This is a genomic window from Streptomyces sp. 11x1, from assembly GCF_032598905.1.
GTDB lineage: Bacteria > Actinomycetota > Actinomycetes > Streptomycetales > Streptomycetaceae > Streptomyces.
This window is the reverse complement of sequence record NZ_CP122458.1, coordinates 2,344,772-2,371,660: the sequence shown is the minus strand read 5'-3', so window position 1 is coordinate 2,371,660 and position 26,889 is coordinate 2,344,772. Positions and strand designations below refer to the sequence as shown.

Genomic DNA, 26,889 nt, shown 5'->3' with positions numbered 1-26,889 from the left:
CGGCACCGGTTGCTAGGGACTGCCGTACGCGTCGGTCAACTCGGCGGAGAGGGCGCGCAGCAGCTCGTGCTGGGTGTAGCGGCCGGGCGTGCGTTCTACGACGAGGTGCGCGTCGGCCAGGCCGTCAAGGATCTGCCGGGCCGACCGGATCGGGAGTCCGGCCAGAGCCGCCGCCGTCTCGGCGTCCAGATCGGGGCCCGGGTGCAGGGACAGCAGACGGAACAGGCGGGCGTGCTCCGGCGGTAGGCGACGGTAGGAGCGGGTGAGGACGGCGCGGAGGTCGGGTGTGCCGCCGGGTGAGATGAACGCGTCGAGTCCGCGCGGGGTTTGTCGTAGTTCGGCGACGAGGTTCGTGAGGTTCGCGAGGGGGAGGACGGGTGCGGATTCGGGGGAAGGGCGCGGCCGGTGGGTGGCGCGGGCCGCGATGATTGCCAGGGCGAGTGGCAGTCGGCCGCACCGGCTCACGATCTCGTCGACCGCCTCCGCCTCCGCCTCCGCCCCCGCCCCCGTCTCCGTCTCCGGTTCCGGTCCGGCCGGTGGGCCGGTGGGGCCGAGGTGGGCCGTCAAGGCGGTTCGGGCGTCCGCTGTCGGCGGCAGGTCCAGGCGGAGGGGGTGGGCGCCCGAAGCGATGAGGCCGGAGAGGCCGTTGCGGCTGGTGACCAGGGTCAGCGAGCCGGGCGACGCGGGCAGCAGCGGCCGTACCTGCTCGGTGTCGGCCGCGTCGTCCAGCACCACCAGCAGGCGCCGGCCGGTCAGCAGGCTCCGGTACAGCCCGGCGAGCGAGTCCGTGCCGCTCGGCAGACGCGCGGGCGGCACCCCGAGCGCGGTGAGGAGCGCGCGCAGTGCCGCGGCCGGCTCCAGCGGGGGCTCCACCGGGTCGAAGCCCCGCAGCCCGAGGTGGAGTCGGCCGTCCGGGAAGCGCTCGGCGACCGTGTGTGCCCAGCGCACCGCGAGTGCCGTCTTGCCGATCCCGGGCATCCCGCTGATCAGCACGGTGGTCGGCGCCCTTCCGGAAGGTCCGGCCGGTCGTGTGGTTTCCTCGCCGGTCTCCTCAACGGCCGTGAGTTCCGCCAGACGACGGAGTTCTGCCCGTCTGCCGACGAAGACGGGGGGAGGGGGCGGCAGTCGCGTGAGTGGTACGTCCGGATCGGCCGGCGGCGATCCGGCTGCCGACCATGGTGGGGCGGGCGGTTCAGGCTGCGTGGTAGGTGGTGGAGGTGTGGGGGAGTGAGGCGGAGGCCGGTCTGGCGTGGTCCACTCCTGTCGGAGCATCCTCGTGTGGGCCGAGGTCAGGTGCGTGCCCGGTGTCACGCCCAACTCCTCGGCCAGCAGGCGTCGTACGCGCTCGTAGGCGGCCAGTGCCTCCGCCTGGAGACCCGACGCGGCCAGGGCCATGACGAGCGCGGCGTGCAACGACTCGTCCAGGGGGTCCAGTTCGAGGGCCTGGCGCAGTCGGGGCAGCACCTGCTCGCTCCTCCCGCACAGGAGCGCCGCGTCGGCGGCCATCCTGGTCGTGCGGAGCAACTCGCGTTCCACTTCGCCGAACACGGCATGCTCCCGGACGGCGGCCGGGATCCCTCTGGCCACCGGCCCCCGCCACTCGCGCAGCGCGTCCACGAAGTACCCCGCCGCAGCCTCCGACCGCCCGGTGGCCGCGGCCCGCTTGCCCCGATTGGTGAGCGCGCGGAAACGCAGCAGGTCGACGGCGTCCTCGTCGGCCTCCAGCAGATAGCCCCCGGCGCGGCGCAGCAATCGCCGTCCGGGTGCGCGGGGCGGCAGCCCGGGTTCGAGCAGGCGCCGCAGCGAACCGGCGTACCGGCGCACCACGTTCCGCGCACTCGTCGGCGCCCGTCGCGGCCACAGGACGTCGACCGCGTCATGCAAAGGCACCACTTGGCCCACGCGTACGACCAACAGGCCGAGCAACGCTCGCTGTTGGGGGAATCCGAGGTCGAGTTCCTCCTCACCTCGACGCACCCGGAGCGGCCCCAGCACGTCGAACCTCAGCGATCCGGCCTGTGGGCCGAGGGGGCGGTGTCGCACGGCGTCGGTCACGTGGTGCGCTCGCTCGTGGTGAGCAGGGCCCGGACCTGGTCGGCGTCCGGGTGGCCGAGGGTGATGAGGACGGTGAGAGCCTGCTGCCGTACCTCGAAGGCGCCGGCGTGGTCGCCCATCGCGGCATGGGTGTCACCGATGTGGACGAGCGTGCAGGCCTCCAGGTAGGGCACACCCAACTCCCGGTAGAGGGCGAGCGCGTGGCCGTAGCCGAGGAGGGCGTTCGGGTGGCGCCCCAGGTGGTGGTGGGCGTACGCGATGGTGTGCCAGGTCGCGGCCTCGCCGTAGCGGTCGCCGAGTTCCTGGAGCAGGGCCAGGGCCCGATGGCAGTGGCTCAGCGCCTCCTGGTGCTCGCCGAGCAGCGCGTGGTACCAGCCGACGGAGTTGAGGACGCTCGCGTACGCGGCGCGGCGGCCGCTGTCCCGGAAGAGCTCCATGGCCAGCCGGTTGTGACGGAGGGCGCCGGGCAGGTCCCCCTCCTGGTCGTGGGTCCAGCCGAGGCTGCGATGGGTGTCGGCCCGCCCGACGGTGTCGCCCGCGTCGGTGAAGAGCGCCAGCGCGCGGTCCAGACGGAGCCGGGCCGACCCGTGCAGACCGAGCCGGCTCTCCGCCCGGGCCAGCGCGCGCAGACCCCTGGCCTCCCACACGGGGTCCGCCGTCCGCAGCGCCGCGTCGAGCGCGATCCGTTGGACGGTCGTCCAGTCGTGCCAGTGCCCTCGCCGGTCGAAGTACGGCTCCAGCGACCAGGCGAGCAGGCACGCCACCTGGTCGCGGCCGGACCTGGCCGCCGCCCCGACGACGGCCAGCAGCGTCGGGTACTCGGCCGTCAGCCAGGCCAGCGCCTGCGGATGGTCGGCCAGCGGTTCGGCGCGGACGCCGGGCGGCGGCGGACCCGGCGGCATGGGATCCGCGTGCGGGGCGAGCAGCGGCTCGGCGGCGTGCGCGGTGTGCAGGTAGTACGCGTACAGTCGCTCGGTGGCCGCCTCCCGCGTGTCCGCCGGGTGCCCGGCCTGGGCATCTTCCTCCGACTGCACGGCCTGGTGAGGTACCTCCGGGTGTCCGGCCGGGTGAGGTGCCTCCGAGAGTTCGGTCGGGTGCTGCTCCTCCAGGAGTTCGGTCGCGTGGGCCCGCAGCAGGTCGTGCAGGGCGTAACGGCCTGGCGCGGGCTCACCCACGAGGTGGACGTCGGCCAGTTCGGCGAGGAGCGACCGGGCGCGGCGCACGGACAGCCGGGCGAGCGACGCCGTCGCCGCCGCCGAGAAGTCCGGGCCGGGATGCAGCGCGAGCAGCGGGAAGAGGAGCGCCGCCTCGGCCGACACTGCTCCCAACGACCACGAGAACACCGCCCCGACGTTCGCGGCCGCGTCCGTCCGGCTGAACGCGTCCAGACTGCCGTGCGCCGCGCGCAGCTCCGCCGCGATCGCCGACAGCGGGAAGTCCGGGTGCGTGGCGGCCCGTGCCGCGACACAGGCCAGCGCCAGCGGCAGTCCTCCGCACAGTGCCGCGATCTCCGCCGCCGCCCGTGTCTCGCCCGCGAGGCGCCCGGCCCCCAGCCTGCGTTCGAGGAACGACCGGGCCTGCGTGGCGTCCAGCGGACGCAACGCCAGCGTGTGCGCGCCGTGCGCGGAGACCAGGCCCGTGAGCTGGTTGCGGCTGGTCACGATGGTCAGGCAGCCGGGCGTCCCGGGCAGCAACGGCCGTACCTGCTCGGTGTCGCGGGCGTTGTCCAGCAGTACCAGGAACCGCCGTCCCGCCAACAGGCCCCGGTACAGCGCCGCCTGGGCGTCGACACCGTGCGGCACGCGTTCCGGCGGTACGCCCAACGCGTCGAGGAAGATCCGCACGGCTTCCCCGGCGCTCATCACCCCGCCCGAGGGCGCGAACCCCCTGAGGTTGACGTAGAGCTGCCCGTCCGGGAAACGGTCCGCGACCCGATGGGCCCAGTGCACGGCGAGCGTGGTCTTCCCGATGCCGGCCATCCCGCCGATGGCGCTGATCACGACGGTGCCGGCGGGGTGCGCGTGACCACCGCCGGTGCCGCTGTCGCCGCCGGCGCCGCCCCCGCTGTCGGTACCGTTGTCACTGTCGGCGGTTCTGTCGCTGTCGGTACCGCTGTCGCCGTCCCCCGTGAGGAGTGCCAGGACCTGGTCCAGCTCGGCGCGACGGCCGGTGAATGTCGGTAGATCGTGGGGGAGTTGGGCGGGGACGGTGGTCGGGGCCGTCTGTGGGGCCGAGGTCGAGGTCGGCGTCTGGGTCGGGGGCGCGGCTGGGACTGGGGTGGGGGCCTGGGCCACGGGTGCGGGGGAGGGCGACGGCTGGGGGCCGGTGAGGGCGGCGGCGCCCTCGGCGCCGGAGGAAGGGGGAGCTGCCTTCGGCGAACTACCGCCGTGCGCAACGGAGTTGTTCTGACCGTCGCCTTCGCGTGGCACCTCCTCGCCGGGCTCGTCCTCCGGCCGCGCAGCGGCGTGCGGACCGTCCGCGTCCCCGCCCCCGGCACGCCGACGGCCGCCGTACGACGCCTCCTCCCGCCGAGGTCCCACGTACGACGTGCCCTCGACCAGCCCGGTGCCGTCCAGGACGGCCCGGTGTGCGTCGCGGAGTTCGGGCCCCGGGTCGATGCCCAACTCCTCGGCGAGCTTCGCGCGGGCGGCCCGATAGGTGCTCAGCGCCCGCTCCTCGTACCCGGTGGCGGCCAGCGTGCGGACGAGTCGGGCCAGCAGCGGTTCGTCCAGCGGTGCGTCGCGCACGGCCTCCTGGAGCAGGGGCAGTACGACGGCCGGGGTGCCGGCCCGGAGCGCCGCGTCGGCCGCCTCCCGCACGGCCACCGTCCGTTCACGGTCGACCGCCGCGAAACCGGCGCGCTCCCGGACCTCGGCGGGCAGCCCGACTCCGGCCGGTCCCCGCCACAGTGCCAGGGCATCCGTGAGCAGTTCCACGACGCGTGCCGCCGACCCACGCGGGTCGGCCGCGACCCGACGGGCCTCGTCCCGCAGTTCGCGGAACCGCAGCAGATCGAGGGAGTCGGCGTCGACCAGGAGCCGGTATCCGCCGGCGTCCCGTATCAGCCACCGCCCGGCGGCACGGTTGGGCAGCCCCGGCTCCAACAGTCGCCGCAGCGACCCCACATGACGGCGGACCACGTTCACCGCGCTGGCCGGCGGTCGACCGCCCCACAGCACGTCGACGATCTCACTCACCGTGACCGGCTGTCCCGCCCGCACGAGCAACAGCCCCAGCAGCGCCCGCTCTTGAGGAGGGCCCAGTGCCGGTTCCACCCCCGCCCGCTCCACGCGGACCGACCCCAGCACCGCGAACCGGACCGGCTCCAGCGCCAACTGCCCCTCCCGATATCTCGTATCTCGTATCTTTTCTTTCTCGCGCCCCATGACCATACGTGAGGCCGCGAGTTACCTAGAGTTGCACGAGAGTTCCGGCTTCGACTCGACCCTTGACTCCCGTGGAAAGCGCTTGCCACACTCGCGGCCCGCCCTAGGAATCGCCTGCCGAAACGAGTTCGACGAGAAGGACGCGACGGACGGTGAGCGCGTGGCAGGCGGGCCGAACCCCCCACAGGAGAAGCCGAGATGGGACGCAGAGCCGTAGCCCCCACGACCACGCCCACGCCCACGCCCACGCCCACGACCACGCCCACAGCCCCCACCGCCGTCGGCGCTTTCGGTGACGCCGCACGTCCGACCCCCCGCCGCACCCACACTCGCACCCGATCCCGCGCCCTCGTCACCGCCGCGTGTGCGACCGCCCTGCTCACCGGTGCCGCCGCGCTGGCCGGGCCCGCGAGTCCGGCCCAGGAACTGGAGGCGGCCCCGGCCGCCGAGGCGCGGGTCGCGGCGGCGTGCGGCGAGGGTTCGTACCAGGCCGAGGCCGTGCTCAGCGGCGGTACCTGGACCGCTCGGCGCGGCAGCACGGTCACGTACACCGGAACCGACATGCGCGCGGCGATGCAGGCCGCCGTCAACAGCCTCACCTCCGGGCGCACTTCGAAGGAACGGGTCGTCGTGCGCGGCTCCGGGTCCATCGGGGCGGGCTCCCGGGTCTCGCTGCCGAGCTACACCGTGCTCGACGTGTGCGGCACGATCAACGTCACGGGCACGGGCTCGGGCGACCAGGCGCCGGTCTACTCCCGGGGCACCCGTGACATCGAGGTCCAGCACCTCAACCTCACCGGTACCCCGCTGTACGGGATCTTCCTGCGCAACGTCCAGAACGTCGTCCTCGGCCAGCTCGACATGCGTCTATCGCGCGGCCTCGGCGTACGGATCGACAACCGGGGCGACACCAGCCAGTGGACGCGCAACGTCAGGATCGACAACGTGTACGTGGCGGGCGCGAGCAGCCACGCGGTCGAGACGTATGGCGTCGACGGGCTCACCGTCGGGACGGTGACCGCCCGGAACGTGGGCGAGTCCGGGCTGCTCCTCAACCAGACGATCAACGCCACGGTCACCAAGGTGGACGCGGACGGGGCGGGCGCCGGCACCGGGTACGCGGCGTTCCGCATGGCCAACCGCAACGGCCGGGTGGGCAGCGCGTATCCGACCAACATCCGGGTCGGTGAGGTGGTCGCGCGCGGCGGCGGACGCGGTGTCTTCTGTGTCTCCGAGAGCGGTGGCGCGGTCATCGACCGGATCAACCTCACCAACACCGGCAACAACGCGATCCTGATCGAGAACTGCTACAACGTGAACCTCGTGGCCCAGAGCGGCACGGTCTCCGGCGGGGGTGAGATCCGGCTCGCGGCACGGTCGGAGTTCGCCAACAACCGTGACATCACCGTGCAGAACCTGACGGTCACCAACTCGTCCATCAGGGAGAGCCCCTGCGGCGAGAACACCACCTTCCGCAACAACCGCCTGGTCAACAGCGCCCAGACGATCTGCTGACCGGCCCCACCGCAGGGCGCGCCCGGCACCCGCTCCCGGGCGCGTCCACCCCTCCGCTCCGGGCCGACGGGAGCGGGGGGAGTGCAGGGACGAGGGCGCGATCAGGGTGCCGCCGCGTAACAGCGGACGGCCACCGTCTGGTCCGGGCCCCACCGCTGTTCGACCGTGGCCAGCAGTCGCCAGCCGAGCCGTTCGTACAGGGCCGCCGCCGCGGTGTCGGACGCCACCACGTCGAGCACCGGGTGCAGTCCGCGCTCCCGCGCCTCGGAGGCCGCGCGGGTGAGGAGCGTCGCCCCGAGCCCCCGGCCACGGGCCGACGGCGCGACGAAGAGACGGCTGATCACGGCGATCCGGTCGGCTCCCGTCCCCGTCCGGGCACTCCACAGCCCTGGCGCGGCATCGCCCGCGTCGCTCCGGGACAGACCGACGTGACCGGCGATCCGGCCGCCCTGTTCCACCACCCAGGAGGCGACGAGCGAGGGCGGCGACAGCCACTCGGCGGGTCGTTCGGGCCAGTTCACCGGGTAGCCGTCGCGTGCGTGGACCTCCGCGAGCACACGGACACAGTCCCCGAGGTCGCCACCGGCGCGAAGTCGCACACGCCGGTCCGGATTCTGGGGGCGCGCGTCAGCGTCGGACGCGTTCTCGGCGGGTGCGTCGGCGCTGGGCGTGCGCTCGGCGGATGTGTCGGCGTCGGATGCGTTCGCGGTCAGTGGGTCGGCGCCGGGTGAGTCGTCACCGGACACGTTCCCGTCGGCCGCGTCGCCGCCGGGCACCTTCTCGCCGGACACGTTCTCCCCAACTGCCTTCTCGCTCTTCACCGCGGCATGGAAGCACGTGGCCGACTCCGGCGACCACCCGCTTTTACTCGGGCCCCGGCGGAACGCGCGTGCGTCCCGCCTCGCTACCACCGGCCTCCCTCAGGCCCCGCCCGATGCGCCCGCACCGCTCGTCACCCAGGCTCGCGGGCAATCTTGACGTTGGTGATGTTACCGGTAACACTGCCAGTGGCCCAGTCACGGAGAGGCGGAGTCCCGCGTGCCCGACACACCGACCGCGCGAGAGGTGAAGCACATCCGACCGGCCCCGGAGACGAGGGTGTTCAACCCTGCGGCCGTGGTCGCGTCCTGTGTCGGCTTCGTCCTCATCGGCGCGCTGCAGGCGCTGTACGGCCCCGCCATCCCCGCCTTCCGCGACGCCCACGACCTGTCGCCGTCGGCTGCCGGGCTGGGGCTGAGCGCCCACTTCATCGGCGGTGTCGTCGGCGTGCTGCTCTTCGACCGGCTCTTCGGCCGCATGGGCAACCGCCGGATCCTCGGCGCCTCCTACCTGCTGATGGCCCTCGGCGCGGCGGGCTTCGCGCTCGCCCCGAACTGGCCCGCCGGACTGGTGGCCGCCCTGCTCGCCGGACTCGGGTTCGGCGGCATCGACTACGGCCTCAACCAGCTCTTCGCCGTCGGCTTCGGCCACCGCTCGACCGCCATGCTGAACATCCTCAACGCCCACTTCGGCATCGGCGCGATCCTCGGCCCCGCCCTGATCGCCGCCGTCGGCGCCGAGCACTACCCGGCGCTCTTCCTCGCCTTCGCCGCCGCCAACCTGCCCCTCCTGCTCTGCCTGCGCGGCGTACGCGACCAGGTGTCCCCGCCCGCCTCCGCCGCACCCGCCACGACCACCGCACCCGACGCGGCCCGCGCTCCCGCCACGGCGGCGGGCGGCTCGGTGCTCGGCCGCAGCCTGGGCTCGGTGCTCGCGGTGTTCGTCGCCCTCTACGTCCTGCACGTCGGCATCGAGGCGGGCGTCGGCGGCTGGGAACCCACCCACCTGGAGACGGTCGGATACGGCGCCGGGGCCGCCGCGACCGCCACCGCCGTGTACTGGCTGATGATGACGGTCGGCCGTTTCCTGGTCGCCCCCATCGCCCTGCGCCACTCCCCCCAGACGATCATCACCGTCTCCTGCGCCGGTATGACGGTCTGCCTGCTGCTGGCCTCGGTGCCCTCACTCGCCCCCTACGCCTACGCCGGCGTCGGCCTGTTCATCGCGCCGATCTTCCCCACCGGCCTGCCCTGGCTGAACGCTGCCGCACCCCGCGCCCGCCGGGCCGGAGCGCTCGTCATCGCAGCCTCCATGATCGGCGGAGTGGCGGCCGGCCCGGCGCTCGGCAAGGCCATCGAGTGGTCCGGCGTCCGCGCGGTCCCCCTGCTGCTCGGCGCGGTCTCGGCCGTGTGCCTGGCGGCCACCCTCTGGCTCATCCGGGCCACCCGCTCCAGCTCCGGTTCGCCGTAGCCCAGTCGCTTCCCGCCACCCTGCCCGCACGTCCCAGCCGAAGGGAAACAGCCTTGCGCTCGCCCGCTCTGACCACGTCGTCCGACGGTTTCCTCCTCGACGGTGAACCGTTCCGGATCATCTCCGGCGCGATGCACTACTTCCGCATCCACCCCGACCTGTGGGCGGACCGGCTGCGCAAGGCCCGCCTGATGGGCCTCAACACCGTGGAGACGTACGTCCCCTGGAACCTCCACCAGCCCGACCCCGACAGCGCCCTCGTCCTGGACGGCCTGCTGGACCTGCCCCGCTATCTGCGGCTCGCCCGCGAGGAGGGCCTGCACGTCCTGCTGCGCCCCGGCCCGTACATCTGCGCCGAGTGGGACGGCGGCGGTCTGCCCTCGTGGCTCACCTCGGACACGGACATTCGGCTGCGCTCCAGCGACCCCCGCTTCACCGACGCCCTCGACCGCTACCTCGACATCCTGCTGCCCCCGCTGCTGCCGTACATGGCCGCGAACGGCGGCCCGGTCATCGCCGTCCAGGTGGAGAACGAGTACGGGGCGTACGGCGACGACACCGCCTACCTCAAGCACGTGCACCAGGCGCTGCGGTCGCGCGGGGTCGAGGAACTGCTGTTCACGTGTGACCAGGCGGGCTCCGCCCACCACCTGGCCGCCGGGAGCCTGCCCGGCGTCCTGTCCACCGCCACCTTCGGCGGCAGGATCGACGAGAACCTGAAGGCGCTGCGGGCCCACATGCCCGAAGGGCCGCTGATGTGCTCGGAGTTCTGGATCGGCTGGTTCGACCACTGGGGCGAGGAGCACCACGTGCGGGACGCGGAGAGCGCCGCCGCCGACCTCGACAAGCTGCTGGCCGCCGGGGCCTCCGTCAACATCTACATGTTCCACGGCGGCACCAACTTCGGTTTCACCAACGGCGCCAACCACGACCAGTGCTACGCCCCGATCGTCACCTCCTACGACTACGACGCCGCCCTCACCGAGTCCGGCGACCCGGGCCGCAAGTACCACGCCTTCCGCGAGGTGATCTCCCGCCACGCGCCGGTCCCGGACGAGCCGGTCCCGGCACCCGCGCCCAGACTCTCCGGCCTCACCGTGGAGCTGGACCGCCGGGCACCCCTGCTGCCGTACGCGACCACCCTCGCGGGCGCCGCCGTGGCGCGCAGCGAACACCCGCTCACCATGGAGGAGTTCGGCCAGCGCTCCGGTTACGCCCTGTACCGCACCACGCTCCCCGAGGCGGGCGACGGCCTGCTGCACTTCGCCGGCGGGGTCGGCGACCGTGCCCAGGTCTTCGTGGACGGCGCCCCCGTCGGCGTGCTGGAACGCGAACGGCATGACGAGACGCTGCCGCTGCGCGTCCCGCGCCCCGGCGCCACGCTCGACGTACTGGTCGAGAACATGGGCGGCGTCAACTACGGCCCCCGCATCGGCGCCGCCAAGGGACTCCTCGGCCCGGTCACCTTCAACGGCACCTCCCTGCTCGGCTGGGACACCCACCGCCTCCCGCTGACCGACCTGTCCACGGTCCCCTTCGCAGCCGCCGACGCGACCCCGGTCACCGTCCCCGCCTTCCACCACGGCACCTTCGACGTCGACACCCCCGCCGACACCTTCCTGTCGCTGCCCGGCTGGACCAAGGGCCAGGCCTGGATCAACGGCTTCCACCTCGGCCGCTACTGGAACCGGGGCCCCCAGCGCACCCTGTACGTCCCCGGCCCCGTCCTGCGCCCGGGCAGCAACGACCTGGTCCTGCTGGAGCTCAACGCCACGACCAGCACGCGCGCGGAGTTCACGGACACGCCCGACCTGGGCCCGGTGAAGCCCTGATGACGCGGCCGCACCGCGTGCGCCTCCGAGGGAGCGGCGCCCCCTCGCGGCGGGGCCACCTGCCCTTCGCCGACGCGCCCGGCGTGCCCGACCCCATCGAGGTCGGCAGCCGGGTGCTCACGCGGGGCGGCCGCCCCTGGTTCCCCGTCTCCGGCGAGTTCCACTACTCCCGCTACCCGGCGGGGGAGTGGGAGGAGGAACTGCTGAAGATGAAGGCGGGCGGGGTGACGGTCGTCGCCGCGTACGTCATCTGGATCCACCACGAGGAGCGCGAGGGCCGCGTCCGCTTCGACGGCGATCGTGACCTGCGCCGCTTCGCCGAACTCTGCGCCCGCCACGGCCTGGACTTCGTCCCCCGTATCGGCCCGTGGGTCCACGCCGAGGTACGCAACGGAGGCCTGCCCGACTGGGTGCTGGTCCGCACGGACTCCCCGCGCACCGACGATCCGGCCTACCTCGCCCCCGTCCGCACCTGGTACGCGGCCGTCGCCGAGCAGCTCCGGGGCCTGGGCCGGGCCGACGGCGGCCCGATCGTCGCCATCCAGATCGAGAACGAGCTGTACGACCAGCCGGACCATCTGCTCACCCTGAAGCGCATGGCCCAGGAGGCCGGTCTGGCGGCACCCCTGTGGACGTCGACCGCCTGGGGTGGGGTGCGGCTGCCGCCGGACGAACTCGTCCCCCTCTACGGCGGCTACCCCGAGGCCTTCTGGACCGAGGCGGACGGCGGCTGGCCCGACACCTGCCGCAAGCACTTCTTCTTCACCCACCAGCGGGACGACGAGGGCATCGGCGCGGACCTGCGCCCGACGACGGTGCGGGGCGGCGACCCGGAGGCTTCGGCGGACCGATTCCCCTGGGCCACCTGCGAGTTGGGCGGCGGCATGGCGGTGGCGTACCACCGTCGTCCGCGTGTCGAGGCCGCCGACGTCGGCGCCCTCGGCCTCACCAAGATCGGCTGCGGCTCGGTCTGGCAGGGCTACTACATGTTCCACGGCGGCACCAACCCGCCGGGCGACCTCACCCCCCTTCAGGAATCCCACGCCACCGGCTACCCCAACGACCTCCCCCGCCTCAGCTACGACTTCCAGGCCCCCCTCGGCGAGTACGGCCAGTACCGCCCCTCCTACGACGAACTCCGCCTCCAGCACCTGATGCTGGCGGACTTCGGCGCGCTGATCGCCCCCATGGAGTCCGTCCTGCCCGAGTCGCTCCCCGTGGGCCAGGACGACCGGGGGACACTGCGCTGGGCGGTCCGCGCCGACGACCGCTCCGGCTTCCTCTTCGTCAACAACCACCAGCCGCACGAGCCGCTGCCGGACCACCCGGACACGTCCTTCGAGGTGGAGTTCCCCGGGGACGGTGAGGTGCTGTCGCTGCCGAGCGCACCCGTCACCATCCCCCAAGGGGCCTATTTCTGCTGGCCGTTGCGGCTGGAGGTGGCTGGGCTGCGGCTCGACTGGGCCACCGCGCAACCCGTCTGCACGGTCGACGACGGCCGTGGCCGTACGATCCTGGTCCTGGCCGCGACCGACGGCATCGCCCCCGAACTCGCCCTGGACCTGCGCACCGTGACGACCGTGTCCGCGCCGCCGGGCGCCGAGGTCACGACCGCGGGCGACCGGGCCCTGGTGACGGGGCTGCGCCCCGGCACGGACGCGCTGGTGGAGGTCGACACCGCCGACGGCCGCCGGGTCGGCCTGCTGGTCCTGGACGCGGCGACGGCCCGCACCGCCTACCGGGGGCCCGCCTGGGGTGCCGAGCGGCTGGTCCTGTCGGCCGACGGCGGTGTGGTCTTCGACGCCCACGCGGACGAGATACGCCTCCACTCCGCGGTCGGGGAGCCGTCGTTCGCCGTCCTGCCCGCACCGGAGCGGGCGCCGGTGATGACCGGGGCGACGGTGAAGGAGGCAGTGGACGGGGTGTTCGTCCGCTACACGCTGGTGGTGGCGGAGGAGGACGGGCGACGCGGCTCCGGTGGGGCGGACGGTGCGCTGCCGGTCACGCTGGTCCGCCCTCCCGGTGCGGCACCTCCGGTCACGACGGGTGTACTGGGGCGGGCGAGTGTGCCTGCCGACGAGCATTTCGACACGGTGGCCGCCGAGTACGAGGTCGTCCTGCCGGACGATCCGCCGCCCGGCGCCCTCCTTCGTCTGCACTGGACCGGTGATGTGGCGCGGGCGTACGCGGGGGAGCGTCTCGTCGCCGACCAGTTCTTCTCGGGGCGGGTCTGGGAGATCGGTCTCGACCGGTTGCCCGCGGGGGCGTTGCGGCTGCGGGTGCTGCCGCTGGGGGAGGGGGCGCCGGTGTATGTGCCCGGTCGGGTGGGTGGTTCGCTGGTGCCGGCGGAGGTGCTGGGGGCGGAGTGCGTCACGCCCCGAACCTGGCCCCTCGGCCCGGGCTGACCCCCGGGATTCCCTCGCCCCCGCCGCCCCTACCCGTCCCATCCCCAGGGGCTGCGCCCCTATGACCCCCATCTGCGGGTCCGGTGGGGGCTGGTCGCGCAGTTCCCCGCGCCCCTGCCAAAGCGGGGCTGCGCCCCGGCTCCTCCAGGCCCGCAGGGCCTGGAGTTTTTAGGGGCGCGGGGAACTGCGCGAGAAGCCCCACCGGGCGGACGTCTGGGGGTCGAAGGGGCGCAGCCCCTGGGGATGGGACGGGTAGGGGCGGCGGGGGCGAAACCCTCGGACCTATCCTGTGGCCCCAAACCCCACCCCACCCCGCCCAACCCCCACCCCCCGTCGAAAAGGAAGCAGCCGCATGCCACCAGGCACCACGGACGGCGGTGCGGCCGGAGGCCCCGGCGGAGCCCGCCGCAGCCGCCGTAACTTCGCCGGCTCCCGCCCGGTGATGGACGACGTCGCCCGTCTCGCCGGTGTCTCCAAACAGACTGTCTCCCGCGTCCTCAACGACAACCCGGCGGTCCGGGCGGAGACCCGCGAGGCCGTGCTGGAGGCCATGCGGACGCTCGGCTACCGCCCCAGCCGCAGTGCCCGCTCACTGGCCAGCGGCCGCACCCGAATGCTCGGCGTGATCTCCTTCGACGCGGCCCGCTTCGGCCCCGCCTCCACCCTGACCGCGATCAACACGGCCGCCCAGAGGGCGGGGTACCTCGTCAGCTCCATCGCCCTCGACACGGCCGACCGGGACACCGTCGTGCAGGCGGTGGACCGGCTGTCGGCCGAGGGCGCGGACGGGATCATCGTCATCGCCCCCCAGCGGCCCGTCGCCACCGCGCTCGCGCGGGCCCGCCCGGACACCCCGCTGGTGATGCTGGACAACGGCCTCGGCGACGGCACCCCCGTGGTCTCCTCAGACTTCACGGCGGGCGCCCGGCTGGCGACCCGGCATCTGCTGGACCTCGGCCACCGCACCGTCTGGCACATCGCGGGCCCCACCGGCTGGACGTCCGCCGACCGACGCGCCGCGAGCTGGCGCGAGACCCTGCGGGACGCCGGCGCACGCGTCCACGAGCCCCTGGTCGGGGACTGGAGCGCCGACTCCGGCTACGCGCTGGGCCGGAGCCTCGCGGCCCGCCCGGACGTCACGGCCGTGTTCGTCTCCAACGACCAGATGGCGCTGGGTCTGCTGCGCGCCCTGCACGAGGCGGGACGCCGGGTGCCGGACGACGTGAGCGTGGTCGGCTACGACGACATCCCGGAGGCGGCGCACCTGTTGCCGCCGCTGACGACGATCCGTACGGACTTCTCCGAGATCGGCAGGCGGGCGCTGCGGCTGCTGCTGGCGCAGTTGGACGATCCGGAGGACGTGGGGGAGGGGTTGGAGAGGGAGACGGTGATTCCGGTCGAGCTGATCGTTCGTGACAGTACGGGGACGGCGGGATAGGTTCCGGGCGCCTACGGGGCTGCCATGGTGGGTTTTCGGGCGACCGCGGGTTCGGTGGGGGCTGGTCGCGCAGTTCCCCGCGCCCCGTCAGGGGCCCCTGGCGGGCCCCTGACGGGGCGCGCCCTGGCCCGGGGTGAGAGAGCAGGGCCAGGCGCACGCCGTCCTAGCTCACGGCTTTCTCGCGATCGCGCCGTACATCGCGATGTCCTCGTCGCGGATGTTCTGCTCGCCCGTGCCGTCCGGGTGCCACTTGTGGATCTGGACGATGCCCGGCTCGACGAGTTCCAGGCCCTCGAAGAACTCGTGGGCCTCGTCGATGGTGCGCAGCCGCATCGGCATGTCGCGGGCCGCGTACTCGCGGGCGACCCGGCCCACCTCCTCGGGGGCGAACTCGGCGGTGCCGATCGTCATCGCCAGATAGCTGCCCGAGGGGAGGGGTTCGAGGAGCCGGCGGACGATGCCGACCGCGTCGTCCTCGTCCAGCACGAAGTGGACGATCGCGATCACGGTGAGCGCGACCGGCTCGTTCAGGTCGAGGGTCTCCCGGAACTCGGGAGAGCCGAGGACGGTCTCCGGGTCCTGGAAGTCCGCCTCGATGTAAGCGGTCCTGCCCTCGGGGGTGCTGGCCAGTAACCCCTGGGACAGCGTAAGGACGATCGGGTCGTTGTCCACGTAGACGACCCGGGACTCGGGGGCCACCGACTGGGCTATCTCGTGGAGGTTGGGGGAGGTGGGGATGCCGGTTCCGATGTCGAGGAACTGGCGCATGCCCGCCTTCTCGGCGAGCCAGCGCACCGCGCGGTTCATCCAGTCGCGGTTGGCGCGCATGTGGACCGGCAGCGCCGGCCACTCGTGCGCCATCGCGTCACCGGCCTCCTTGTCGGCCGGGTAGTAGTCCTTGCCGCCGAGGATGTAGTCGTAGATACGCGCGGAGTGCGCGTGCTCGGTGTCGATCCGGTCGGCCGGCCATCCGTTGTCGGGCAACGCCGTCCCTCCCATCAAGTTGTTCTGTCCAGGTGCACGATCGGGCAGGCCCCGGGGGTTCGACAAGTGCCGGAACCCCCGGATCCACAAACAGGTGGTGCGTCAACGAGGCGTGAGAGCAAGAAAGTTGTGCGGTTCAGAGCAGGAAGTCGGCCTCGCCCGCCTTCACGCCGGCCAGGAAGGTGGTCATCTCACGGGGGGTGAAGAGCAGCGCGGGGCCGTCCGGGTCGGTCGACTGGCGTACGGCGACCCGGCCGTCGGCGAGCTTCTTCACCTCGACGCAGGCGCCGCCCGCGTCGTCGCTCCACGGCCGGTGCCAGTCCTGGGCGCCGAGGTCGCGGGCGGGCATGCCGTTGCGGACGTCGTTGTGTACTCCGGGGGTCGTTGCCTGGGATATGCGGTGGTGCACGTCAGAGCTCCTTGCGTAGCGCGCCGAGGAGGGCCTCGGTCTTGCGGGCGGGCGCCGACTGGGCGCCCAGCCGGTCCATGGCCTCTCGGTAGACGACGACGTCGTCCCCCTTGTCGAGATACACCGCGCCCACCAGACCGCTGAGGTAGACGATGTCGGGCAACTCGGGAGCCCTGAACCGGAAGAGATGGAACGCACCGGCCCGCATCGCCGGGTGCGGGCCGTTGTGGAACGGCATGAGCTGGACCGTGACATGCGGCAGCCGGTTCAGCTCGATCAGATGGTCGATCTGGGCGCGCATCACGTCCGGTCCGCCGACCGGCCATCTGAGCACCGTCTCGTCCATCACCACCCACAGCCGCGGCGGCCCCGCACGGGTGAGCAGTTCCTGTCGGCGCATCCGCAGCGCCACCCGCCGTTCGGTGTCCTCCGTCGCCGCGTGCGGGTTGCCGGCGCCGAGCAGGGCACGGGCGTACTCCTCGGTCTGGAGCAGGCCGTGCACGAACTGTGCCTCGTACGCGCGGATCTGGAGCGCGGCCTGCTCCAGGCTGAGGTAGGCGGCGAACCAGTCGGGCAGGACGTCGCGGTAGGTGTGCCACCAGCCGCGTTTGTTGGCCTCGCGGACCGACTTCAGGAAGGTCTCGATCTCCTGCTGGTCCCGTACCCCGTAGACCTGGAGCAGTTTCTCGACATCCGGCAGGCGCAACCGGGCGACCTTGGCGGACTCCAGACGTCGGATCGTGGAATGGCTGACACCGATCGCCTCACCCGCCTGCTCGAAGGTCAGGCCGGCGCGCGTGCGCAACTCCTCCAGCTGTCTGCCGAGGATCATGCGTAGGACGGAGGGGGCGCCGCCCCAGTCCGTTTCCGCGGTCACGCCCACCACCCCTCACACCGTGCCACAGAGGTCATGTCGAACTCGATTACGGGTCCTGCGCGCTTTCGTTCAAAGAATGCGCGTTGTTGTGCGAGTCGCTTCGAGAGCGCAGTCTGACACGATCTTGGCTCGATCGGGGGCAGCATGCGACCCACAACTTGCAAATTTCAACTTGCTGGTTGCGAGGTGTTGTTCACGGATGCCACAGTGGACGTACCGTCACGGCCTTGGCGAACACTCGGGCCGCGCGGCCAGGTTGGGGGAGATGTGGCCGCAACTCAGCGCTGTTCGACGCGAGTTGCCAGAGCTCGTGCCGAGTGGCGAGACGGCCGTGGCACCGGCACTCCACCGGTGCGAAGGGCCAACGAAAGGCATACGGCGATGGCTCCGCCCACCCTCCCCCAGTCCCCGGACCGGTTAGCCCCGACCATGTACCCACCCCTTGGCACAGAGGCGTACGAACCCCACCGCGCGGGCGTGTTCGGACTGCCCGCGGTGCCCGCCTCCGCGGGCGAGGCGCGCAGAATCGTGCGCGAGCTGCTCGACGAGTGGGAGGTGCGTCCGGAGATCCGTGAGGACGTGCTCCTGATCACCTCCGAGTTGGTCACCAACGCGTTGACCCACACGGACAGCGAGTGGATCGTGTGCCGGCTGCACTTCACCGGCCGTCGGCTGCGGATCGAGGTGGAGGATCAGAACAGCGGTCACGCACAGCCTGCCCGGCGCCGTCCGGGCCCCGACGACCAGAATGGGCGCGGACTCATGCTGGTCGGCATGCTCAGCAGCGACTGGGGGGTGCGCGACACCCCACAACGGTCCGGTCGTGTCGTCTGGGCGGAACTGCCGTCGGAGGGCCGGGAAACCGCCGAGCCCGCCCCTCCGACGGCCTCGCACGAGAGCGGAGGGTTTCCGTTGACCGACCCGTCCTGGACGTAGACGCTCCGCCGGGAGAGTCGGATACGGCGCCCTGGGCCCCGCCCTGCCGTCCGCCGAGGCGCGCTGTCCGGGCTAGCTGCCACGCGTCCGCGGGGGCGCGCGTGTCGCCGTTGGTCTGTGGCGTCGTCGTGGCGGGTCGCGTAGTTCCCCGCGCCCCTTTCGGGCGCGGGAGTCCGTCGGACGTACGCTGCCTTCACGTCAGACCGTCGTCGCTGGAGGCGCCGTGCGCAGCGAGTCCGAGATCGATGTTCTTGTGCTGGGCGGGGCGGGCGTGGACACCATCGTCTACGTGCCCGAGCTGCCGCTCCCGTTCGCCGACAGCCATCCGGTGCCGGCCGTCGAGACCCGGGCCCGACAGACCGGCGACTTCATGGCGGTGGCCACGCACGCGCTCGGGCTGCGCACGCACCACTTCGACCTGCTCGGTGACGACCTCCCTCTCGACTGCGCTCGAACCGGGGGGACCCCCATGGAGACCTGGTCCGCGCCCTCCACCGCGACCGGGGCATCCCGCTCACCGAGGCGCCCCTGCCGGGCGGCACCCGGAGCGCGGTGAACCTGGTCGGCCCGGACGGACGCCGCTGCTCGCTCTACGACGGCAGCCGCAGCCAGGAGGTGAACGAGCTGCCCCCGGACACGGTCCGCGCGCTGGCCGGGGCCAGCCACCACGTCCACGTCTCCATCAGCCGGCCGTGCGCGGCCTCGCTGCCCGTTCTGCGCGAGCTGGGGGTCACCGTCTCGACGGATCTGCACGACTGGGACGGCGTCAACCCGTACCACGAGCCGTTCGCCCTCGCCGCCGACCTCGTCTTCCTGTCGGCGGCCGCGCTCCCCGACCCGGAGAAGACCATGCGCCGCGTCAGCGAGCGGGGTCGGGCCCGGACCGTCGTCGCCACGGACGGGGCACGGGGCGGGTACCACCTCGTCGACGGCGAGCTGAGCCATGTTCCGTCGGTGGCCCCGCCGACCCCGGTCGAGGACTCCAACGGGGCGGGCGACGCCTTCGCGGCGGGCTACCTCTTCGGCCGCGTCACCGGCGAACCACCGAGTCGGTGAGCCCTCTTCGGCGCCATCGCGGGCGCGTACGCCTGCACCGTCCCCTCGACCCGCACCGATGCGATCCGCCGGTCCGAACTCCTGTCCAGAGCACCCAAGTTGACCGCCTGACCCGCCGTGCGGGGGTTCAGCCCGGGCGGAGCCCCGCCGCCACCAGGCGGGCCTCCATCCTGCGGCGGGCCGCGCCGAGCACCGCCAGCAGGAGTTCCTTGCTGGAGTGGCGCTGCCGTACGTCGCAGAGCAGGACCGGGACCTCGGGCGACAGGTCGAGTGCCCGGCGGACCTGTTCGACGTCCACCTCACGCTTCCCGTCGAAGCAGTTGACGCCGACCGCGAAGGGGATGTCGCGGGACTCGAAGAAGTCGACCGCGGGGAAACAGGCGTCGAGCTTACGGGTGTCGGCGAGGACGACGGCCCCGAGGGCACCGCTGCACAGGTCGTCCCACATGAACCAGAAGCGGTCCTGTCCCGGCGTGCCGAAGAGATACAGCACCAGCTCGGGGGAGAACGTGATGCGGCCGAAGTCCAGGGCGACGGTGGTCGAGACCTTCTTCTCGACGCCCCTCATGTCGTCCACGCGTCTGCCCGCCGCGGTGATGTGCTCCTCGGTCGCCAGCGGGGTCACCTCGCTCACCGAGCCGACCATCGTGGTCTTGCCGACGCCGAAACCGCCCGCGATGAGGATCTTCAGGGCGGTGGGTACGACCGGCCCGGAGCTGACGGACACCATCCATCACCCTTTCGACGAGTTCCAGGCCCGGCCGCTCGCGCGGTTCACGCGTCCTGCACGTAAGCGGAGGGGGTTTCCGAACGGGGCGCCGCGCTCAGGTATTTGCCGACCTGTTTGACCAAGGTGCCCATCTCGAATGCCATCATGCCGACGTCCACCTCCTCCGAGGCGATCGCGGCGAGCCGCGCGCCCCGCCCCGCGGCGGTGACGAAGAGGAACGCCCGCTCCATCTGGATGACGGTCTGCTGGACCTCGCCGCCCTGGAAGTGACGGGCCACGCCCCTGGCGAGACTGTGCATGCCCGAGCCGACGGCCGACAGGTGCTCCGCGTCGTCGAACCGGATGTCCTTCGACTTGCCGATGAGAAGGCCGTCCCCGGAGAGCACGATGGCACAGTGGATCTCGGGTATGCGTTCCACGAGTCCGTCCAGCAGCCAGTCCAGTTGGGGACCGGGTCGTTCCTGCTCAGTCATGTCGTGCGTGTTCCTCACGGTCGGTCGGCGCCAGGGGCGGCGCCGGGTCGTCGGGGCGCCGGGGCAGCGCCCGTCAGGAGGCCTCGGGACCTGGTCGGGGTGCCGGTCGGCCGTCGGTGCTGTGGATGCCGTGGTCGTCGCGCGGTTCGGCGAGGCGGGCCCGCGTCGAGCCCCGCTGGATCGCCACCATGACGCGGGCCAGGTCCTCGGGGCTGAGCGTGTCCTCGGCGTCGTCGCCGTCGGCTGCGGAGGGGACCTCGGGTGCGTTCTCGTTGGGCCGTGGCGCGGGCGGGGCGTTCCGGGCCCGCCGGGGCAGGCCCTGCGGGAGGGGCGCGGCGCCGGTCCCGCCGCGGGGCGTGTCACCGCTCATCGGGGCCGCCGGTTCGCAGCGCGTGTGGTGCCGGTGGGGGTCCCGCCGCGCGACTCGGTGCGAGCGCGGGGGAGGGTGCCTGGCATCTGATTCCTCGTACGACAGTGAACGTCCGACGGCGGTGGGGGTGCGCCCGCGAGCCGCCCGGCATCCTCTGTGCCCGGCTTGACACACCGTCGGCGGAAGTCGGCGGGCGACGGAACGGTATCAGGACCCGGGGCCCGTCGTCAGCACTTGTCCGGTCCCGGGCCCGCTCGACGGCCCGACCGTAACTCGTCGCGGGGCGGGCGCACTTGGCGCGGGCCCCGAGACGGCCGGAGGGTGCCGGGGACGGAACGGCGGAGCAGAAGGTTCCGGAGGGCTCGGGGAAAGCGGACTTGTCGACACGACAGCCCCGCAGGATCGGCACTTCGTGGCCACAACCACCCTCCCGGGGGGTGGCTTGAAATCTATGATGACCTGCTCAAACCCCCACGCGGGGCGCCGCGGTTTGGTATTTGGCGGTGCACAGTGCGAACACGCCTTGCGCTGTAAGGGGTTTGGCTGGTCGCCAGGTCTGCCGTCGCCTGGTCCCGAGTTGAGGCAGTCGTGCAAGTTCGGCTCGGAAAGTATCAAAATGTGGACATCGCTGTACTCGTATCTCACATTTGGGCTCATAATTCAACTGTCAATGTTTCGGCCAAACCCCCTAAACGATCTTGGCGTAAGAGGTTGATTTGTAGACCATGTTCCAGTCGGTCAGACTCGCAACCGAACCATGATCGGCGCACAGCCACCGCGTCTCCCCCGGGCGCGGGTAAACGCCTAGAAGGGCTTGGCGTGGAACACGTCTTCACAACCCAGGATCACGAAGATCTGCGGCATCGCGTACGCGAGTTCGCCGAGCGGGTGGTACGCCCCCTGATACCCGAGATGGAGGCATCCCGCACCGCGCTGGTGGGGCTCTCCCGTCTGATCGCCCAACAGGGCTGGATCGGTGCCACGATCGACCCCGTTCACGGCGGCATGGGCGCGGGCCACCTCGCCAAGACCATCATCATCGAGGAACTGTCCCGGGTGAGCGGCGCGATGGGGGCCATGGTCCAGGCCTCCCAGTTGGGCGTCGCCAAGATCATCCACTTCGGCGACGACAGCCAGAAGCGGCACTGGCTGCCGAAGATCGCCGCGGGAGAGGTGCTGCCCACCATCGCCGTCACCGAGCCGGGGTCGGGGGGCCACGTGGCCGGCATGGAGAGCAGCGCGGTACGGGACGGCGACGACTACATCCTCAACGGCCGCAAGGTCTTCGTCGGCAACAGCCATGTGGGCGACGTGCACGGGGTCGTGGTGCGCACCGGACCGGGCTCGAAGGGCATGACGGCCTTCCTGGTGGAGTCCGACCGTCCCGGCTTCTCCCTGGCGCCCCAGGTGCCCTCCATGGGCCTGCACGGGTTCAGCTTCGGGGAGCTCATCTTCGACAACTGCCGGGTACCGGCCGCCAACCGGCTCGGCGAGGAGGGCGAGGGGCTGGCCGTCGCCTACTCCTCGTCGGTGCTCTACGGCCGCCTCAACCTGACCGCGGTGTCCCTGGGCATCCACCAGGCGGTGTTCGAGGAGACCGCGCGGTACTGCGGGGAGACCCAGCGCTACGGCAAGCCGCTCGGGCACCTGCCCAACATCAAGATCGAGCTGGGGCGGATGCTGCAACGCCTCACTCTCGCCCGGCAGAGCGCCTATCTCGCCGCGCACCTGCTGGACAACGGGCGGCCCTGCGACGTCGAGTTGATGTCCGCGAAGCTCTACAACGTCGAGGCGTCCATCGAGTCGGCCCAGGAGTCCGTCAAGATGCACGCCGCGTGCGGCCTGTTCACCGACCGCCCGTTGGAGCGCTATCTGCGCGACGCCTTCCACATCTACGCGCCCGCCGGCACCTCCGAGATCCAGGGCCTGCGGCTGGGCGAGTTCGCGCTCGGCGAGAACAAGGGCGAGTGGTCCGAACGGCTCGCCGAGCTGGTCCGTACGCCACAGGCCGATGAGCGGCAACAGGAACCGGTCCCGGTCGGAGAACTGGTCTGAGAACCGGCCGAAACGATTTCCGCGGGTCCGGGCGCGGCACCGCGCCCCGCAAGGGGCGCGGGGAACCGCGCGAGAAGCTCCACCGACCCGCAGGTCGTGACGGCGGTCACACCCGGCGTGCGGAAACGCAGAGAACCGCGGACACGACGACGTGTCCGCGGCTTTCGTCTCCCGGGGGCCGGAACCCCCCGGCCCGTCTCTCCTCGACCGGGACGGACCGGCGGCGCCGGATCGGCCTCAGTGGCCGCCGGCGATGGCCTGGATCCGGTCGGACATCTCCTGGGCCATGTGCTTGATGATCTCCAGTCGCTGCCGTCCCCACGTACGGGAGTCGGTGTCGACGACGCAGATCGTGCCGAGGTTCATGCCGCCCAGCGTGTCGACCAGCGGCGCCCCCATGTAGGAGCGGATGCCGATCTCGTCGACGACCGGGTTGCCCGCGAACCGCGGGTAGTCGCAGACGTCGTCGAGCACCAGGGCCGCCGTCCGCTTGACGGTGTGCGGGCAGAAACCGTGGTCCAGGCGCATCTCCCGGCTCATCGAGGTCTCGGCCGCCTGCCCCTGCGCGATGTTCACGGGGCCGGCGTCCGGCGTGTAGAGCCCGGCGAAGAACTGACGCCGGTCGTCGACGAAGTTGACCATCGCGTACGGTGCGTCCAGCTCCAGGGCCAGCCGGCGCGCGAACGCGTCGAACTCGGCCCGGGGGGTGTCGGCGAGCCCCAGCTGGGCGAGCCTCGCGGCACGCTGCGGCGCCCCCGGATCCTCGGGGGTGAGGAGCAGGCGGTCGAGCGGTGGCTCATAGGCGGAATAGGGGCTGTTCATCAGAACTCCGTTCGAGATCGGCCGAGTTGAGCGGGTGTCAACGCAGCGCGGGCGGCTGGTGCGAAGCCACGGGTGGGGTCATGGCGAGCAGATGCTGCACGAGTTCGACGAGCACGCCCGTACCGGAGCTGCAGTGCCGGGCGTCGCAGAACACGATCGGTGCATGGGACTTCAGGCCGATGGCGTCCCGGACCTCCTCGACGGAGTACTGGTAGGCGCCGTCGAACTCGTTCACCCCCACGACGAACGGGATGCCGCGCACCTCGAAGAAGTCCACCGCGGGGAAGCACGCGTCGAGCCGACGGGTGTCGGCGAGCACCACCGCGCCCAGCGCCCCGTCGGAGAGCTCGTCCCACATGAACCAGAAGCGTTCCTGCCCCGGCGTGCCGAACAGGTACAGGACATGGTCCGAGCCGAGGGTGATCCGGCCGAAGTCGAGGGCCACCGTGGTGGTGGACTTCTCCTCGATCCCGGCGAGGCTGTCCGTGCCGGCGCTGGCCGTGGTGATGACCTCCTCGGTGCTCAGCGGCGCGATCTCGCTGACCGCCCCCACGAAGGTCGTTTTGCCCACCCCGAATCCGCCCGCCACGAGGATCTTCAGGGCGGTCGGGAACGGGTCAGAGTCGTGCGCGTAGGCCATCAAGCACCGCCTCCAGAACTTCTCGGTTGGCGGCGGAGGCCGCCTCTACGGCACGGGGCGCCCGTGCGGTGAGCGCCTCGTGCTGCACCAGGTCGGACAACAGGACTTTGGTGACCGCGATCGGCAGGTTCATCCGCGCGGCCACCTCGACCACCGGCACTGGCCTGACGCACAGCCCGAGCACCATGTCGTGATCGGGGCCGAGGTCTGCGAGCGGCCGGACACCGGTGGCCATCACCAGAGTGAGCAGGTCGAAGGATGTCGAGGGTCGAGTGCGCCCGTTGCTGACGGTGAACGGCCGGACTAAGCGTCCGGCCTCCTCGTCCAGGAACAGCTCGTCCGTCATCGCGTCACATCCCCGCGCCGGACGGCGCGATGGTCGAGCGGCGGGCAGGCGTGGCCAGGAACGGCTGCACGGCCCGGATGAGCATGCCCATCTCGTAGCCGAGCGTCTCGGTGTGCGTCGACGCGTCCGCGGTGACCGCCAGCACGGCGCCGTGGCCCGCGGAGGCCACGATGAGGATGCCGTTGTGCAGCTCCACGATGACCTGGCGCACGGTGCCGCCGTTGCCCAGCACCCTGTCGTGACCGAAGGAACGGCCCAGGGAGTTGAGCCCGGAGGCTATCGCGGCCAGCCGGTCGGCGTCGTCGGTGCTCAGATCCACATGTGCCTTGCTCAAGCCGTCGGACGAGAGCAACAGGACCTGCCGGGTACCGGGAACGGTCTTCTTGAGGTTGTCCAGCAGCCAGTCGATGTTCTGCCCGGTGGGGTGGCTATCGCTCACCATGGTGGGGTTCTTCTCCTTGCGGTTGGGGCGAGGCCCAGCGCGCGTCGTCGACGGGGATCGCGTCGGAGGTCGCGCCGGCGAGACCGAAGCCTCGATTGATTCCGGCCAGGAGGCCGGGGCTGAAGTTCAGCTCCTGCTCGGTGGTGTCGGGACGTGGCAGGGGGCCCTGGCGGAGTTCGGGCGCCAGGTGCTCCATCGCACGCCGCTTGGGCAGGTTCGGCCTGCCGGACCCGCCGGATCCGCGCGGTGCGGCCGCCGGGCGGTCGTACCCGGAGGGGCGGTACTCCGACCGTACGTCGGAGACGGGCTGGGCCCGCTCGTGCCGGGCGGCCGCCGGGGGCGGCGCGGGCGCGGCCGACCGCTGCGGCATGCCCGGCGGGGGACCGGCCTGGGAGGCGGTGTGGGCCGGGGGAGCCGCGTGCGCGTGCGACGGTGCGGCGGCCGGAGGAGCCGCGTGCGGTGGTGAGGGCTGCCAGGCGGGCGGGGGCGTCTGAGCCGGCCGGGGGGCGGCGGGCGGCCGTGCCTGGACCGGGGCCTGCACGGGTGCCTGCCCCTCCTCGTCGCCCAGCAGCCCCTGCGGGAGCACCAGGATCGCCTGCACACCGCCGTAGATGTTGCCCTGCAGCTGGACCGCGATGCCGTGCCGACGGGCCAGCGAGGAGACCACGAACAGACCGATCCGGCCGTCGGCGAGCAGCTTGGCGACGTCGATGCGGGCCGGGTCGGCGAGCAGGGTGTTGATCCGGTCCTGGTCCTCCTGGGGTATGCCCAGGCCGCGGTCCTCCACCTCGATGGCGATGCCGGCGGTCACCCGGCGGGAGCGCAGGAGGATCTGGGTGTCGGGGTGGGAGAACATCGTGGCGTTCTCGACCAGCTCGGCCAGCAGGTGGATGACGTCGGCGACCGCGTGGCCGCGCAGCGTGCCCTCGATGGGCGGCACCAGTTTGACGCGGGAGTACTGCTCGACCTCGGCGATGGAGGAGCGCAGCACCTCGGTCAGGGTCACCGGGTTCGTCCACTGGCGCCGGGAGACCGCCCCGCCGAGCACCGCGAGGTTCTCGGCGTGCCGGCGTATTCGGGTGGCCAGGTGGTCGATGCCGAAGATCCGGCGGAGCAGGTCCGGGTCCTCGACCTGGTTCTCCAGGTCGTCCAGTTCACGGATGGTGCGGTGCACCAGCGACTGGAGCCTGCGGGCCAGGTTGACGAAGACCTCGACCTTGTCGCTGTTGTCGTCGGAGGCCGCCTGGAAGTAGCTCGCCGCCCAGACGAGGGCCTCCCGGGCCCGGTGCTGGGCCTCGGTGACGTCGTACTCCAGCTTCTGGTACGGGTCCTCGCCACGTGGGGCCTGGTAGGCGAAGCCGCGCGAGAGCAGCTGTTCGCCGCGCTTGAGGCGGGTCAGGTCCTCGTCGAGCGCCCAGTTGCCGTTGGTGATGGCCTGGCGCAGCGACTCGGCGCGCCGTGCGTCCGACCTCGCCCGCTTCCTGGCCGACAGCACGGCTCCGGCCAGACAGCCGCAGCCCAGGACCGCACCGCCCGCCAGCACTCCCCAGGTGGCGGCGTCGGCCGTACCGTCCTGGAGCCGCAGGACCGTGCCCGTGACGGCGGTGGATATTCCGGCCATGAATGCGGCCGGAAGAACGGCGAGCCGTGTCAGTCGGGACTGTGCTGCGGAGGAGTTCGCGGAATCCGACACCCCGGGCTTTCCGTGCCGGTGACGGGACGGGGGAGTGGTGGTGTCCCGCCGACCGTGATCCGGGGTCGTTGCGAAGGGTGGGGGTTCAGGCATCGGAGTCCTCTCGATCAGCCAGTACGCGACAGAGTAGCGAAGA

Annotated in this window: 21 protein-coding genes and 1 pseudogene; 8 read left to right on the top strand and 14 right to left on the bottom strand. The window is 72.1% G+C overall.

Annotated features, from left to right (window positions below):
• Positions 1-12: 12 nt before the first annotated feature.
• Together P8T65_RS10530 and P8T65_RS10525 are read right to left on the bottom strand one after the other, a co-directional pair.
• Positions 13-2,055 carry an AfsR/SARP family transcriptional regulator gene (locus P8T65_RS10530; RefSeq protein ID WP_316725162.1) on the bottom strand — a complete coding sequence of 681 codons (2,043 nt, stop codon included), beginning with the start codon at positions 2,053-2,055 and terminating at the stop codon, positions 13-15.
• Positions 2,052-5,390, bottom strand: coding sequence for a BTAD domain-containing putative transcriptional regulator (locus tag P8T65_RS10525; RefSeq protein ID WP_316725161.1), 3,339 nt, complete (start codon positions 5,388-5,390; stop codon positions 2,052-2,054). Before P8T65_RS10525 ends, P8T65_RS10530 begins: the two co-directional genes overlap by 4 nt.
• A 249-nt stretch (positions 5,391-5,639) precedes the next feature.
• On the opposite strand from P8T65_RS10525, the gene P8T65_RS10520 reads away from it, so the two are divergent.
• Entirely contained in the window at positions 5,640-6,956 is a 1,317-nt protein-coding gene (locus P8T65_RS10520) for a hypothetical protein (protein WP_316725160.1), read from the top strand.
• Positions 6,957-7,057: 101 nt separating this feature from the next.
• Here P8T65_RS10520 and P8T65_RS10515 read toward each other — a convergent pair whose 3' ends face one another.
• Positions 7,058-7,513 (bottom strand): GNAT family N-acetyltransferase, encoded by a 456-nt coding sequence (locus P8T65_RS10515; RefSeq protein WP_316731540.1) that lies wholly within the window; start codon positions 7,511-7,513, stop codon positions 7,058-7,060.
• A 481-nt stretch (positions 7,514-7,994) separates the two neighbouring features.
• Here P8T65_RS10515 and P8T65_RS10510 point away from each other — a divergent pair, with 481 nt between their 5' ends.
• The 4 genes from P8T65_RS10510 to P8T65_RS10495 all read left to right on the top strand — a co-directional run bounded on the left by P8T65_RS10510 (position 7,995) and on the right by P8T65_RS10495 (position 14,920).
• Positions 7,995-9,245, top strand: coding sequence for an MFS transporter (locus P8T65_RS10510; RefSeq protein ID WP_316725159.1), 1,251 nt, complete (start codon positions 7,995-7,997; stop codon positions 9,243-9,245).
• Between the two features lie 53 nt (positions 9,246-9,298).
• The gene (locus P8T65_RS10505) at positions 9,299-11,077 is read left to right on the top strand and encodes a beta-galactosidase (RefSeq protein WP_316725158.1); all 1,779 of its coding nucleotides are present in this window, start codon (positions 9,299-9,301) and stop codon (positions 11,075-11,077) included.
• A complete protein-coding gene (locus P8T65_RS10500; protein WP_316725157.1) occupies positions 11,077-13,482 on the top strand; it encodes a beta-galactosidase in 2,406 nt (801 codons plus the stop codon). Before P8T65_RS10505 ends, P8T65_RS10500 begins: the two co-directional genes overlap by 1 nt.
• 352 nt (positions 13,483-13,834) lie before the next feature.
• Positions 13,835-14,920 carry a LacI family DNA-binding transcriptional regulator gene (locus P8T65_RS10495; RefSeq protein ID WP_316725156.1) on the top strand — a complete coding sequence of 362 codons (1,086 nt, stop codon included), beginning with the start codon at positions 13,835-13,837 and terminating at the stop codon, positions 14,918-14,920.
• Positions 14,921-15,088: 168 nt separating this feature from the next.
• On the opposite strand, the gene P8T65_RS10490 is transcribed toward P8T65_RS10495, so the two are convergent.
• The 3 genes from P8T65_RS10490 to P8T65_RS10480 form a co-directional block, all read right to left on the bottom strand.
• Positions 15,089-15,904 carry an SAM-dependent methyltransferase gene (locus P8T65_RS10490; protein ID WP_316725155.1) on the bottom strand — a complete coding sequence of 272 codons (816 nt, stop codon included), beginning with the start codon at positions 15,902-15,904 and terminating at the stop codon, positions 15,089-15,091.
• A gap of 136 nt (positions 15,905-16,040) precedes the next feature.
• The gene (locus tag P8T65_RS10485) at positions 16,041-16,253 is read right to left on the bottom strand and encodes a DUF397 domain-containing protein (RefSeq protein WP_045559951.1); all 213 of its coding nucleotides are present in this window, start codon (positions 16,251-16,253) and stop codon (positions 16,041-16,043) included.
• 61 nt (positions 16,254-16,314) lie between these two features.
• Positions 16,315-17,190 (bottom strand): helix-turn-helix transcriptional regulator, encoded by an 876-nt coding sequence (locus tag P8T65_RS10480; RefSeq protein ID WP_230213194.1) that lies wholly within the window; start codon positions 17,188-17,190, stop codon positions 16,315-16,317.
• Positions 17,191-17,619: 429 nt separating this feature from the next.
• Here P8T65_RS10480 and P8T65_RS10475 point away from each other — a divergent pair, with 429 nt between their 5' ends.
• Complete coding sequence (locus P8T65_RS10475) at positions 17,620-18,126, top strand: ATP-binding protein (RefSeq protein ID WP_316725154.1); 507 nt, start codon at positions 17,620-17,622, stop codon at positions 18,124-18,126.
• A 223-nt stretch (positions 18,127-18,349) separates the two neighbouring features.
• Positions 18,350-19,293 (top strand): annotated as a pseudogene (locus tag P8T65_RS10470) (adenosine kinase).
• 16 nt (positions 19,294-19,309) lie between these two features.
• Here the strand turns inward: P8T65_RS10470 and P8T65_RS10465 are convergent.
• The 3 genes from P8T65_RS10465 to P8T65_RS10455 form a co-directional block, all read right to left on the bottom strand.
• Positions 19,310-19,912, bottom strand: a complete 603-nt coding sequence (locus tag P8T65_RS10465) for an ATP/GTP-binding protein (protein ID WP_316725153.1) — start codon at positions 19,910-19,912, stop codon at positions 19,310-19,312.
• 44 nt (positions 19,913-19,956) lie between these two features.
• Positions 19,957-20,385: a roadblock/LC7 domain-containing protein gene (locus P8T65_RS10460; RefSeq protein WP_316725152.1), complete on the bottom strand. Its 429-nt coding sequence runs from the start codon at positions 20,383-20,385 to the stop codon at positions 19,957-19,959.
• 73 nt (positions 20,386-20,458) lie between these two features.
• Positions 20,459-20,755: a hypothetical protein gene (locus P8T65_RS10455; RefSeq protein ID WP_316725151.1), complete on the bottom strand. Its 297-nt coding sequence runs from the start codon at positions 20,753-20,755 to the stop codon at positions 20,459-20,461.
• Positions 20,756-21,574: 819 nt separating this feature from the next.
• Between P8T65_RS10455 and P8T65_RS10450 the strand changes: the two genes are divergently transcribed.
• A complete protein-coding gene (locus P8T65_RS10450) occupies positions 21,575-22,810 on the top strand; it encodes an acyl-CoA dehydrogenase family protein (protein WP_316725150.1) in 1,236 nt (411 codons plus the stop codon).
• A 237-nt stretch (positions 22,811-23,047) separates the two neighbouring features.
• On the opposite strand, the gene P8T65_RS10445 is transcribed toward P8T65_RS10450, so the two are convergent.
• From P8T65_RS10445 to P8T65_RS10425, 5 genes are read right to left on the bottom strand one after another with little or no spacing between them, the layout of a single operon-like run.
• Positions 23,048-23,632, bottom strand: coding sequence for a GAF domain-containing protein (locus P8T65_RS10445; protein ID WP_184900606.1), 585 nt, complete (start codon positions 23,630-23,632; stop codon positions 23,048-23,050).
• Between the two features lie 37 nt (positions 23,633-23,669).
• A complete protein-coding gene (locus P8T65_RS10440) occupies positions 23,670-24,272 on the bottom strand; it encodes an ATP/GTP-binding protein (RefSeq protein WP_184900608.1) in 603 nt (200 codons plus the stop codon).
• Entirely contained in the window at positions 24,250-24,618 is a 369-nt protein-coding gene (locus P8T65_RS10435; RefSeq protein ID WP_033529367.1) for a DUF742 domain-containing protein, read from the bottom strand. Before P8T65_RS10435 ends, P8T65_RS10440 begins: the two co-directional genes overlap by 23 nt.
• A 4-nt stretch (positions 24,619-24,622) precedes the next feature.
• Entirely contained in the window at positions 24,623-25,060 is a 438-nt protein-coding gene (locus tag P8T65_RS10430) for a roadblock/LC7 domain-containing protein (protein WP_184900610.1), read from the bottom strand.
• Positions 25,047-26,846 (bottom strand): ATP-binding protein, encoded by a 1,800-nt coding sequence (locus tag P8T65_RS10425; protein WP_316725149.1) that lies wholly within the window; start codon positions 26,844-26,846, stop codon positions 25,047-25,049. Before P8T65_RS10425 ends, P8T65_RS10430 begins: the two co-directional genes overlap by 14 nt.
• Between the last annotated feature and the right edge of the window lie 43 nt (positions 26,847-26,889).

Excerpts from the sequence above, each read along its gene's own strand:
- P8T65_RS10520 (WP_316725160.1), top strand. The coding sequence starts at position 5,640 with ATGGGACGCAGAGCCGTAGCCCCCACGACCACGCCCACGCCCACGCCC.
- P8T65_RS10500 (WP_316725157.1), top strand. The coding sequence starts at position 11,077 with ATGACGCGGCCGCACCGCGTGCGCCTCCGAGGGAGCGGCGCCCCCTCG.
- P8T65_RS10495 (WP_316725156.1), top strand. The coding sequence starts at position 13,835 with ATGCCACCAGGCACCACGGACGGCGGTGCGGCCGGAGGCCCCGGCGGA.
- P8T65_RS10485 (WP_045559951.1), bottom strand. The coding sequence starts at position 16,253 with ATGCCCGCCCGCGACCTCGGCGCCCAGGACTGGCACCGGCCGTGGAGC.
- P8T65_RS10475 (WP_316725154.1), top strand. The coding sequence starts at position 17,620 with ATGTACCCACCCCTTGGCACAGAGGCGTACGAACCCCACCGCGCGGGC.
- P8T65_RS10465 (WP_316725153.1), bottom strand. The coding sequence starts at position 19,912 with ATGGTGTCCGTCAGCTCCGGGCCGGTCGTACCCACCGCCCTGAAGATC.
- P8T65_RS10460 (WP_316725152.1), bottom strand. The coding sequence starts at position 20,385 with ATGACTGAGCAGGAACGACCCGGTCCCCAACTGGACTGGCTGCTGGAC.
- P8T65_RS10455 (WP_316725151.1), bottom strand. The coding sequence starts at position 20,755 with ATGAGCGGTGACACGCCCCGCGGCGGGACCGGCGCCGCGCCCCTCCCG.
- P8T65_RS10445 (WP_184900606.1), bottom strand. The coding sequence starts at position 23,632 with ATGAACAGCCCCTATTCCGCCTATGAGCCACCGCTCGACCGCCTGCTC.
- P8T65_RS10440 (WP_184900608.1), bottom strand. The coding sequence starts at position 24,272 with ATGGCCTACGCGCACGACTCTGACCCGTTCCCGACCGCCCTGAAGATC.
- P8T65_RS10435 (WP_033529367.1), bottom strand. The coding sequence starts at position 24,618 with ATGACGGACGAGCTGTTCCTGGACGAGGAGGCCGGACGCTTAGTCCGG.
- P8T65_RS10430 (WP_184900610.1), bottom strand. The coding sequence starts at position 25,060 with ATGGTGAGCGATAGCCACCCCACCGGGCAGAACATCGACTGGCTGCTG.
- P8T65_RS10425 (WP_316725149.1), bottom strand. The coding sequence starts at position 26,846 with ATGCCTGAACCCCCACCCTTCGCAACGACCCCGGATCACGGTCGGCGG.